Below are 11,835 nucleotides of genomic sequence, written 5' to 3' on the forward strand. Positions count from 1 at the left end.
CGGCAGTAAGCCCGCACCGTCGATTGCCTCTCGAATGCCTTGTGCGGCGGTAGATCCGCGAACACGATGGTGCACGCGGACGGCATGCGTTCTGTCCACAAGAAATGCAGCCGACTCGGTTGGAGATCCTGATAGTGACGGCGACATCGTTGGAGACAGCCCTGCCGCTGTCCCCTTTACAAGAGGGCCTGTTCGTTCATGCTCTGGTCAACCGGGACGGCGTGGACGAGTACATCAGCCAGGTCGCGCTGCAGCTGGATGGCGAGATCGACCAGGAACGGCTGCGGTCCGCGTGCGCGGCCCTCGTGCGTCGGCACGCTGTCCTGCGGACCAGCTTCCACCAGCGCAAGTCCGGCCAGACCGTGCAGCTCGTGCACAAGGACGTGACCGTGCTGATCACCGACCTCGACCTGACCGCCGAGCCGGAATCCGAGCGCCGGTCCCGCCTGCGCGGTTACCTCAGCGGCGAACGCCTGCGCGGCTTCGACCTGGGCACGCCACCACTCATCCGATTCGGCATCGTCCGGATGACTCCCGACCGGCAGGTGCTGGCCCTGACCCACCACCACATCTTGATCGACGGCTGGTCGCTGCCGATCCTCGTGCGCGACCTGATCACGCTCTACGCCACCGGTGACGATGCGGCGCTCCCGCCGGCCGTGTCGATGACCGGCTATCTGAGCTGGCTGTCCAAACAAGATCCAGACGCGGCTGCCGAAGCGTGGCGGCAGGCCCTGGCCGGACTCGGCACACCCACCCTGGTCGCGCCGGAGGGCCCCGAGGTGCCGCGGCGGATGCCCGCATCGGCGACCGCTGAGCTTTCCGAGGAACAATCCGCGGCACTGATCGGTCTCGCACGGAACGAAGAACTGACCCTCAACACGATCGTTCAGGTGGCGTGGGCGTTGGTGCTGACGGTGCTCACCGGTGACACCGACGTCGTGTTCGGGCAGACGGTCTCCGTCCGCCCGGCCCAGGTGCCCGAGATCGGGGATGCGGTCGGACTGCTGATCAACTCCACCCCGGTACGGGTACGGCTGGATCCGGCCGAGACGGTGACGGCGCTGCTGCACCGGGTGCAGCACGAGCAGGCCGCCCTCGCCGAGCACAATTTTCTCGGCCAGGCGGAGATCAAACGGCTCGCCGGGCACGGCGCGCTGTTCGACACCGCCGTGGCCGTCGGCAACCCCGGGGCAGACCGGGATGCGACCATGCGGCCCCTGCCCGGCGTACAGCTCACCATGATCACCGCTGATGGCGACGGCGCCGGGCAAGACTCCGCCGAGGGCTATACGCACTACCCGTTGAGCCTGCTGGTCGTGCCGGGCAGACGGGTGCTACTCGAGCTCAACTACCGAACCGAGTCCTTCACTCGCGCAGCGGGCAACCGCGTGCTGAACCTGCTGCGGGCCGTGCTGACCACGATCGCGTTCGCGCCGTCGGGCCTCGTCGGCCGGATCGAGTCGCTCGACGCCGCCGAGCGGACCACCGTGCTGGGCTGGGCCACCGGCCCGAAGCGGGCGCTGACCGGCGACACCCTGCACTCCTTGTTCGAGACCCAGAGCAGGCGCACACCGGATGCGATCGCGTTGTCCGACCGCACCGGGGATATGACCTACGCCGAACTCAACGCGGCGGCCAATCGCTTGGCTGCCGAGTTGATCGGGCGTGGGGTGGGCCCGGATGACCGTGTCGCGGTGCTGTGGCCGCACAACGCAGAGCAGATCGTCGTGCTGCTGGCCGTGCTGAAGGCGGGCGGCACCTACCTGCCGATCGACCTCGCACTCCCACCGGACCGTATCTCGTTCCTGCTCTCCGACGCCGCGCCGGTGATCACCCTTGCCGCCGCTGGAGTCGACGCGCCCCAGGGCGCCCTCAGGCTCGACTCGATGGACCTCGATCGGCATCCGGCCGTCGATATCACCGACGAGCAGCGCCACCGACCGCTGCGCCCGGAGCACCCGGCCTACGTGTGCTACACCTCCGGATCGACGGGTCGCCCCAAGGGCGTGCAGACGCTGCATCGCTCGGCCGTCTCCTATCTCGCGTTCGCGCGGGCGACCTACCCCGGCCTGGGCACCCTGGTCATGGTTCACACGCCGACCTCGTTCGACTTCACCATGACCGGGGTGTACGGCACGCTCAGCGCCGGCGGTCGGGTGTACATGATTCCGCGCGAGGAGACCGAGCCGTCCGGGGTCGGCCTGGCGCGGTTCGGCAAAGTCACGCCGGCCCACCTGCCGCTGCTCACCAGCACCCACCCCTGGATCGCCGCCACGGAGAATCTGGTGCTCGGTGGCGAACAGCTCGTCGGCGAATCGCTGCGGGACCTGCGTACGGCCTTCCCGACCGTGACCGTGACCAATGAGTACGGCCCGACCGAGACCACCGTCGGCTGTATGGACTATCGCATCGAGCCGGGCGACGACATCGGCCCGGGCGCGGTACCGATCGGCCGCCCGCTGCCCAACAGCGAAACGTACGTGCTGGACCCATGGCTGCGGCCGGTCGCCCCCGGTGTGCCCGGCGAGTTGTACATCGGCGGAATCGGCCTGGCCCGAGGGTATCTCGGCCGGCCCGGCCTGAGCGCCGAGCGGTTCGTGGCGAACCCCTTCGGCCGACCGGGCGAGCGGATGTACCGCACCGGAGACATCGTCTGGTGGTCGGACGAGGGCCAGATGGTGTTCGGCGGCAGGCGCGACGACCAGGTCAAGATCCGTGGGCACCGGATCGAACTGGCCGAAATCGAGGGCACGCTGGCCCAGCACCCGTTGGTAGACCAGGTCGTGGTGGTCGCCCAGCACGGTCGGCACTCGCGCAGGCTTGTCGCCTACGTGGTGCCCGCGGCCGACCAGGTCGATCTCGCGGAACTGAACCGGCACGCCGCGTCGCAATTGCCCGAGTACATGGTGCCGGAAGCGTTGCTGCTGCTGCCCGAGCTGCCACTGACCTCGTCCGGCAAGGTCGACCGGTCGGCGCTACCACCGATCCCCGCGGACCACACGCTGCACCGGGCGGCGCGCAACGAGGTCGAACAGCGGCTGTGCCTGCTGTACGCCGAGGTGCTCGGCGTCGACCAGGTCGGTGTTCACAACGGCTTCTACGAGCTCGGCGGCGACTCGATTCTGTCGCTGCAACTGGTGGCCAAGGCGCGCAAAGCCGGCCTTCTACTCACTCCGACAGAGGTTTTCGTCCACCGGACGGTGGCCGCGTTGGCCGCGTTGCCCACGATCACCGACGGTGCGGAGGCCGGCCCCGCCGCAGCCGATGACGGCGTCGGCGAGTTCCCCGCGATGCCGATCGTGCACCGATTGCGTGAGCTGGGCGGGCCGGTGGACTCCTTCAACCAGTCGGTGCTGCTCGCGGTGCCGCCCGACCTCGGGCTGACGCCCCTCGTCACCGCCGTGCAGGCACTGCTCGACCGGCACCCAGCGTTGCGGATGCGGCTGGCCGAAGACTGGTCCTTCGTCGTCGGGCCCGTCGGTAGCGTCGCTGCGGCCGACCGCGTGCGCCGGGTGGAGGCCGACGAGGACACGTTGGCCGCCGTCATCACCGAGCAGTCGACCCATGCGGTGGCGCGCTTGTCGCCGCGGTCCGGCCGCATGGTCGAAGTGCTGTGGTTCGATGCGGGCCGCGCGCCGGGCCGGCTGCTGGTCGTCGCCCACCACCTCGCGGTCGACGGTATGTCCTGGCGGATTCTGCTGCCTGATCTGTACACGGCCTGGCAAGCCGCCCGCGACGGCAGGCCCGCCGCCCTCGACCCGGTGCCCACCTCGTTGCGTACCTGGAGTCGCACGCTCACTGCAGTGGCCACGCGACCGACCTGGCAAGCCGAGCTGGACCAGTGGCGGCGCACCCTCTCCGCCGAGCACCCAGGCCTGACGAACCGAGAGTTGGATCCGGTCCGTGACGTGCACGGGACCGCCGGCACGCTCACCATCCGACTGTCGTCGGCCGACACCGTGCCGCTGCTGACCACGCTGCCCGCCAAGTTCCGGGCCGGGGCCAACGACGTCCTGCTCACCGGGCTGGCCCTGGCAGTCGCCGGTTGGCGTCGGTCCCGCGGGCTCGGCCAGGGCAGCGAGATTCTGGTGGACCTCGAAGGACACGGACGCGAGGACGTGGACGGCCTGGATTTGTCCCGGACCGTCGGCTGGTTCACCACCCTGCACCCGGTATGCCTCGATCCCGGTGCGGCCGACCTCGACGACGCCTCGCTCGGCCGGGCGATCAAGCGGATCAAGGAACAGCTGCGGTCCACGCCGCACAACGGCATCGGCTACGGGCTGCTGCGGTATCTCACCGACGACGGCCGGGCGGCGCTCGAGGGATGTCCCAGCCCGCAGATCGCGTTCAACTACCTTGGTCGATTCGCCAACGGACCGGACGCGCCGTGGCAGGCAGTCGACGAATCCGTGGTGCCGCCGGTGGATCCGGCCCGGCCGCTGGAGCATCTGGTCGAGCTCAACGCGGTGACGGAGGACAACGGCTCCGGCGCGCACCTGACCGCGACCTGGACCTGGGCGTCGGCCCTGTTGACCGACCAAGACGTGCGACAGCTGAGCGACGCCTGGCTCGCCGCCCTGCGGGCGCTCGCCGCGTACGCGGACAAGAGCGCCGGCGGGCTGACCCCCTCCGACGCCCCGCTGGTGTCGATCACCCAGGAGGATCTCGACCAGCTGACGGTGCCGGTGGCTGAGATCCTGCCACTGTCCCCCACCCAGCAAGGGCTGTTGTTCCACGCCCGGTACGCCGCGGACGCGCTCGACATTCACCATATTCAGTCGGTGTTCGAGCTCGACGGGAGTCTGGACCCGACGCGGTTGCGGATGGCGTGCAATCGGCTCGTGCAACGGCATGAGGCCCTGCGGGCGGCGTTCGTCCTGCTCCGGTCGGGCGAACCGGTTCAGATCGTCGCCGACCAGGTCGACCTGCCCTGGCACAGCCACGACCTGCGTGGCCTGGACCCGGCCGAGCAACAGCGGCGGTTGGCCGATCAGCTCGCCCGAGACCGGCTCGAGCCGTTCGATATGGCGATCGCACCGCTGATGCGCTGCATGATCATCCGGCTGGCGGAGCGCCGGTATTCCCTGGTGGTCACCATGCACCACATCCTGGTCGACGGCTGGTCCAGCTCGATCGTGCTACGGGATCTGGCCCACCTGTACCAGCAACACGGTGACCAGTCCGCGCTGCCGGGTACCACTCCGTACCGCTTCTTCTTCGAATGGCTGTCCCGTCAGGAGCAGGCGACGGCCCGGGACGCGTGGCGCGAAGCCCTGTCGGGCGTGCCGGAACCCACCCTGGTGGCGCCGCGCGTCGACAGCGCGCAGGTGCGAGTTCCACCGGAACGAACCACGATGGAACTGTCCGGCGACGCCACCGCCGCGCTGACCCGGGTGGCCCGCACGCACGGCGTGACGGTGAACACGGTCGTCCAAGTCGCCTGGGCATTGACGCTGCACCAGATCACCGGGCAGTCCGACATCGTGTTCGGCAGCACGGTGTCCGGTCGGCCCCCGAACCTACCCGGCTACGCGGACATCGTCGGACTGCTGATCAACACCGTGCCCGTCCGGGTCCGGTTCGACCCGGACACAAAGCTCGGCACCCTGTTGACCGACGTACAGCACGAGCAGTTGTCGCTCACCGAGCACCAGCACATCGGGCTGAGCGAGATTCGCCGCGTCGCGCAGGCCGGCGAGCTGTTCGACACCTGCGTGGTATTCCAGAACTACGCCGATGCCGGGCAACCGTGGTCGGCGACCGAGACGCTCCGGATCGTCGGGGTGACCGGTCACGACCCTTACCACTTCCCGCTCAAACTGACTGTGACCCCGGAGGATCGGCTGCACCTGGCCCTCAGCCACCGGCCAGACCTGGTGACCACGCGGACCGCCGAGCGGGTCGGTGGCCTGCTCGTCGACCTGCTGCACGCCATCGCGAACCGGCCGCTGGCCGTTGGCGGTGACCTCCTGCCGGACCGCGCCCGGCTGCGCGAGGTGCAGGACACACTCGCCGAGCTGGTCGCGAACGTGCTCGGCAGGGACCAGGTCGGCTTGGACGACGACTTCTTCGCCGCGGGCGGTGACTCGCTACTCGCGCTGCGTCTGTCCGGGGCCGTCGAAGCTGCGCTTTCCTGCACTGTCGACATCCGGGCGATCTTCCAGCGGCGCACCGTGCGGCGAATCGCTCCGCTCTGCCTGCGGGCCCCGATCGGTAGTTCTCCACAACCGTCAACGAGAGGCAATCCTTAAGATGCACAACCCATTCGACGATCCGAACGGCACTTTTCTGGTGCTGTGTAACGACGAGCGCCAGCACTCGCTGTGGCCGTCCTTCGCGGAGGTGCCCGCGGGCTGGACCGTCGTGCATCCCGCCGACACCAGACAGGTCTGCCTGGACTACATCGAGCGACATTGGACCGACATGCGGCCACAGAGCCTGATCGACGCGATGAGCTCGACCTGACCGATGGCGGCGACGTCCCACCCACCAGCTCCGGAAGGGCCCGTTCTCCATGCGACGGACAATGCTGAAATCCAAGATCCACCGAGCGACCGTTACCCAGGCCGAGCTGCACTACGTCGGCTCGCTGACCCTCGACGCGGAGCTGATGGAACAGGCCGATCTGCTGGCCGGTGAACTGGTTCACGTCGTCGACGTGAACAATGGCGCCCGGCTGGAAACCTATGTCATCGAAGGCGAACGCGGCTCCGGGACGGTGTGCGTCAACGGCGCCGCCGCCCGGTTGATCCACCCGGGCGACATCGTGATCATCATTGCCTACGCCTCCGTGGACGAAGACGAGCTGCTGAAACTAGAGCCGCGGGTCGTGTTCGTCGACGCTGCCAACAACGTGGTGCGGGTCGGCTCCGACCCGGCCTCGTGACCGCCGACGACCAGCCGCGTCGAATCAGCCACTCCCGCTGGGCGACTCATCCCAGAACTGCGTCGACGGTGAAGTATTCCCCGCTGGTCCGAAGTCTCTCCATCACCGCCTCGAACGCGGGCAGGTAAGTCTCGTCCAGCAGGGTCCCCGGTTCGAGCCGCTGCAGGAGACGCCGTAGCGCCAGGATCAGCCAGCCCGCGTCCGAGGTCTCCGAACGGTTGTGCAGCCACACCTGCACGCAGGACGAAGCAGCATGAAAGACACAGTGTTCCACCGCGCTGCGCGAACCCCGCACAGTGTTTCCGTCGATACCGCCCTCGCCGGCGATGGTGTCGTAGAGCGCACTGCGCCGGACGTCCAGTTGGGTAACGACCGCGGCGAGGTGCTGAGCCTGCGCGGATCCGCACTGTTCGGCGACGACGCGGCCGAGTTCCGCGATCGCGTCCCGCCAACCGCGGGTGATCTCGTCCCGCCCGGCCGTGGCGAGGCTCAGCGCCGCGCCGTCCGCGTGCCAGACGGGCGCTTCGATGGTGAAGTCGAACAGTTGGCGCAGGACTGCCGGACCGTCGCTCATCGCCTCGTGCGCCACCGGAGCGAGCGCCGAGAGCTGCGCGGCTATGTTGAACAGAACGACGTGGGTGGTGCCCTCGAAGATCGTCGTGATGGCGTGGTCGCGCTGAATCTTCTGCAACGCGCCCGAGGCGACCAGCTCGCGCAGGTAACTGCGGGCACCGAGTACCTTCGCCACGTGCGCCAGCACTTCCTCGCCGATCACCGGCACCAGGTACTTGACCACCGAAGACCACAACGCCATCCGCGCCGGGACGACGCTGAGGGACCGGGCCACCGGGATGGCGACGCACTCGGCGACGAGCAGATCCAGATGTGCCCCGACGAGATGCTCACGCAGGACAGGTAGCTGGTAGATCTCGGCGCCGTACAACCGCCGCCGGCGGGCGTAGTCCAAGCCGATCCGCAGCGCCGCGTCCATGCTGCCCAGGGACAGGCCGCCGATGGCGGTACGGGTGATCTGCAGACACTTGAGGGTGGCGACCACACCGCGGCCCGGCCGGCCGATCACCGCGGTGGCCGGCACTTCGGTGTCGTGCAGCTCGATCCCGCTCAGGTCGTGCCCGCGCAGGCCCAACGTCCGTACCCGCGGCCGAGCCGTCATGGACTCATCGGGCTGCTGCTCCTTGTCGACGAGCAACAGCGAGTGGCCACGGGGACTGTCGGCCAGCACCGTGTAGAACCGGCTCGAACTCGCGTTGCCCACAGGCCATTTCAGTCCGTTGAGCACGTAGTGGTCACCGACCGGTCGCGCCATGGTGACATTGGCGACCAGATCGCTTCCGGCATCCGGTTCGGACACCGCAAAACACACCCGGTCGCCCGCGAGTACGCCCGCGGCGACCAGTTTGCGTTGTTCGGCAGTGCCCCACAGCCACACCGGCTGCGCGCCGAGCAGAGTGCTGCCGAACATCACGGCGAGCGTGAGGTTGCGGCGCGCGATCGACCGGACCACGGTGAGCCCGGTCTCCAAGTTGTACATCCGGCCCTGGTGCTCCGTGGGCACGAGATGCCCAGGCATACCCCATTCCGTCAGCGCCGCTACTGCTGCGGGCGGCACCTGCTCGCGTTCCTCGTGCTCGACGGTCTCGGCGAAGGTGAACGGCCCTGCGGGCGCCAATGGGTCACCGAGCAGCTCTTCCAGCTCGACGATTACGCGCTTGGTGTGTCGGGCAACGGCATTCGGCGTCATGCGGGCAGCTCCTGGGTGCGGATCGGCTACGCGCCGGCGGGCGGTCGTAGTCGTCCACAGTCTCAGCGATCCACCGGCCGCGTTCCCAGGCATCTGACAGGCAATTCGTCATGCCTAGAGGTTGCCGAGCAGAGTGCCTGGAAGTCGGTTCCGGGGTGCAAGAGAGTACGAGTGCGCACCTCTACCACAAGCCGAAAGGTCGCCAGCACCATGATGACCGAGTCTCCCGAGGACCAGGACACCACACTGTTCACCCTGGAACAGACCCAGGCAAGTCTGATGGAAGTGGACGCGTCCTTCCGGGCCAACCTGAACTGGAACTACGGACTGCGCGACAACCGAACCTGGGCATTGTACGAGAAGAACAAGCTCGGCCAGTGGAACGCCGCGACCGACATCGACTGGAGCTACGACGTCAGGTTCGGGGAGCCGCTGGAAGATGCTTACAGCGCCGGGGTGGCCGGCTTCGTGATGGGCAACGACAGCCCGGTGCCGAAGGAGCTGGTCACCGAGTTCCGCTGGGAATATCTCGCCTGGATGATCAGCCAGTTCCTGCACGGCGAGCAGGGCGCGCTGGTCACCACGGCACGTCTGGTGGAGACGGTGCCGGACATGGAGGCCAAGATCTACGCCGCCTCCCAGGTGGCCGACGAAGCACGGCACGTCGAGGCCTACGCCAAGTACATCGACGAGAAGCTCGGCACCTCGTACCCGATCAACCCCGGGCTCAAGGCGCTGCTGCGCGACCTGCTCGCCGAGTCCGAGTGGGACATCGTCTACCTGGGTATGCAGGTGATCGTCGAAGGACTCGCGCTGGCCGCCACCCGGCTGGCCAGCACCGGTTTCGGCGATCCGATCATCACCTCGATCACTCGGCTGGTCGCCCGCGACGAGGCCCGGCACATCGGCTTCGGCGTGGTCTCGCTGACGGGCATGTACGACGACATGACCACTGCCGAGCGGACCGAGCGCGAGGCGTTCCTGATGGAGTCGATCCATCTGATGTCCCGGCGCTTCCTGCTGCGCGAGGTGTGGGAGCGGATGGAGCTCGACGTCGAGCGCGGGATCACCTTCGCCAAGCACGACCCGATGATGTTCGGCTACCGAAAGCTGTTGTTCCAGCAGGTGATCCACATTCTGCGGCAGCTCGGGATCCTCACCCCGAAGCTGCGCGAGCTGTTCCTGAGCGAGTCGCTCGCCCGGCCGGAAGCCTTTCACGGCATGGACTAGGTTGTGCCGCAACGCGATCGAGACCGGCACTATCGGCAGGAATGGGTGGGCGCCACCCAGTGACGCCCACCCGTTCAGGAACCCACAGCGGCCGACAGCGGCCTGATTTCTCCGTCTGTCCGCCCCTCCCAGATAGCGGACCACAGCAGACGACGCCGCGGCTTGCCGCTGGACGTCACCGGGACCTGGCCCCGAGCCACTTCCAGGACGAACAGGTCCGCGTCGACCAGGGCCTTGCTGAGCACACCGTGGGCCACGGACTCCCAGTCCGGACGGGGCTTCTCCAGCACCGCCACCCCCGTCGGACGCCCATCGCGCTGGCCGAGCAGCACGAAGCCCCGGCGGTCGGGGATGCCCAGCGTGCGCAGCTGCATCTCCAGCATCTCGGCAAATACCATGCGGCCGTGCACTTTCAGCCCGTCGCCGAGCCGGCCGAGCACGAACAGCTGGCCGTCGCGCAGAAACGCCGCGTCACCGGTGTGCAGCACGCCGCCGTCCAACGCCGTGCGGGACGCGGAGCCGGGATTGCCGACGTACCGGGTCGCCACCGAGGTGCCGGTCATCACGATCTCGCCGACGGTCCCGTCCGGCACCGGCTGCCCGTCCTCGTCGACCACCGTGACCGTGACCCCCTCCAGCGGCCGGCCACACCCGACGATCCGGCTGTTCTCGGCACCGATCACGCTGTCCTCGGGCACGACCGCGGTCCAGCCTTCGTCCACCGGCAGGCCGGTGATCGCGAGGGTGCCCTCGGCGGCGCCGTACGCGGGCAGCAAGGCCCTGCGGTCGAACCCGTGCGGTCCGACCAGGTTGTGGAACGCCGTCAGCACCTCGGGATCGATCCGCTCGGCGCCGAGGATCAACGACCGCATCGAGTCGAAACGCAACCCCTCCAGCTGCGCCGGCTCGACCCGGCGCACGATGTGGGCGAGCGCGAAGTTGGGGCTCGCGGTCAGGCCGACCTTGTTGTCGCTCATGCACTTCAGGAACATGAGCGGCGACCGGATGAAGTCCTCCGGCTGCATCATCCACGTGTCACAGCTCGTGACCACCATGTTGATCATGCAGCCGATCAGGCCCATGTCGTGGTGTACCGGAAGCCAGGACATGCCCCGATACTCCGGCTCCCACCGCAGCCACCGGCGCATGGCGGTGACATTCGCCTGCAACGCCGAGTGGGTGACCAGAACGCCGCGCGACGCGCCGCTGGACCCGGACGTGAACTGCAGTAGCGCGAACTCCGCAGGCGGATAAGGTTTCTCGGCCGGATCGACACCGGCGATCAGGGTTTCGAACGGGACCGGTGCGGGCAGCGCGAGGTCGTCGGTGATGGCGGCGACCTGCACCAGCGATTCCTCGTCGCAGACGACCATCGCCGGCCGTGCCGTGTCGAAGAGGTGCCGGGTGTGTTTCTCGTACTCACCGGTTCGCTGGAAGGCGAACGGCGGCGGAACCGAGCACGGCGTGGCGCCGGCCGCGATCGCCCCGAAGAAGCTGGCGACGAACCCTGGGCTCGACCGTTGGACGATCACCACGACGTCGTCGCGCCGTACCCCGCTGGCCCGCAGCGCGGCGGCGGCTCGCAAAGTCAGCCTGGCGAGCTCGACATAGCCGTGCCGCGTCCAGGAGTCGTCGGGAGCGGCGAAATACAGGGCGCGTTCGGCAGGTGGCTCCGCCAGCCACTGCAACAGCTTCCGGTCCGGGATGCTCATCAGTCGTGTCCTCTCACCGCAATAGGATCTTGTCCTCGCATCCGCATATTGCTTGCGGTTACTGAACGATTCCAGGCATCGAGCCGGTAACTCGAGGCCGGCAGCTGCCGTTCGGCCAGCAAGTTCGATTGCCGCTCGGTTTCCTGGTCCGGCCGCCGCACGCGGAGAAGCATCACCGACTAGGTCAGGTGCAGGCTCGGCCGCGGCCGCTCTGGGCAGTGTCACCTGCACCACGCCGG

The 11,835-nt window shown here is 68.2% G+C and carries 6 protein-coding genes; 4 read left to right on the forward strand and 2 right to left on the reverse strand.

The window, feature by feature from the left end:
- Window positions 1–134: 134 nt before the first annotated feature.
- From AB0M22_RS22615 to panD, 3 genes are read left to right on the forward strand one after another with little or no spacing between them, the layout of a single operon-like run.
- A complete protein-coding gene (locus AB0M22_RS22615; protein ID WP_364730110.1) occupies window positions 135–6,257 on the forward strand; it encodes an amino acid adenylation domain-containing protein in 6,123 nt (2,040 codons plus the stop codon).
- A 1-nt stretch (window position 6,258) separates the two neighbouring features.
- Window positions 6,259–6,471 carry an MbtH family protein gene (locus AB0M22_RS22620; RefSeq protein ID WP_364730112.1) on the forward strand — a complete coding sequence of 71 codons (213 nt, stop codon included), beginning with the start codon at window positions 6,259–6,261 and terminating at the stop codon, window positions 6,469–6,471.
- Between the two features lie 49 nt (window positions 6,472–6,520).
- On the forward strand, window positions 6,521–6,892 hold the full coding sequence (panD, locus tag AB0M22_RS22625) for an aspartate 1-decarboxylase (protein WP_364730115.1): 372 nt from the start codon (window positions 6,521–6,523) through the stop codon (window positions 6,890–6,892).
- A gap of 46 nt (window positions 6,893–6,938) precedes the next feature.
- On the opposite strand, the gene AB0M22_RS22630 is transcribed toward panD, so the two are convergent.
- Window positions 6,939–8,654, reverse strand: coding sequence for an acyl-CoA dehydrogenase family protein (locus tag AB0M22_RS22630; RefSeq protein WP_364730118.1), 1,716 nt, complete (start codon window positions 8,652–8,654; stop codon window positions 6,939–6,941).
- Window positions 8,655–8,864: 210 nt separating this feature from the next.
- Between AB0M22_RS22630 and AB0M22_RS22635 the strand changes: the two genes are divergently transcribed.
- Window positions 8,865–9,884: a ferritin-like domain-containing protein gene (locus tag AB0M22_RS22635; protein WP_364730121.1), complete on the forward strand. Its 1,020-nt coding sequence runs from the start codon at window positions 8,865–8,867 to the stop codon at window positions 9,882–9,884.
- Window positions 9,885–9,958: 74 nt separating this feature from the next.
- Here the strand turns inward: AB0M22_RS22635 and AB0M22_RS22640 are convergent, their stop codons facing one another.
- A complete protein-coding gene (locus AB0M22_RS22640; RefSeq protein WP_364730124.1) occupies window positions 9,959–11,596 on the reverse strand; it encodes an AMP-binding protein in 1,638 nt (545 codons plus the stop codon).
- Window positions 11,597–11,835: the final 239 nt, after the last annotated feature.

It is taken from the genome of Nocardia sp. NPDC051756, from assembly GCF_040681495.1.
GTDB lineage: Bacteria > Actinomycetota > Actinomycetes > Mycobacteriales > Mycobacteriaceae > Nocardia.

Coding starts and splice junctions, on each gene's coding strand:
- AB0M22_RS22620 (WP_364730112.1), top strand. CDS start 6,259: ATGCACAACCCATTCGACGATCCGAACGGCACTTTTCTGGTGCTGTGT.
- panD (WP_364730115.1), top strand. CDS start 6,521: ATGCGACGGACAATGCTGAAATCCAAGATCCACCGAGCGACCGTTACC.
- AB0M22_RS22630 (WP_364730118.1), bottom strand. CDS start 8,654: ATGACGCCGAATGCCGTTGCCCGACACACCAAGCGCGTAATCGTCGAG.
- AB0M22_RS22635 (WP_364730121.1), top strand. CDS start 8,865: ATGATGACCGAGTCTCCCGAGGACCAGGACACCACACTGTTCACCCTG.
- AB0M22_RS22640 (WP_364730124.1), bottom strand. CDS start 11,596: ATGAGCATCCCGGACCGGAAGCTGTTGCAGTGGCTGGCGGAGCCACCT.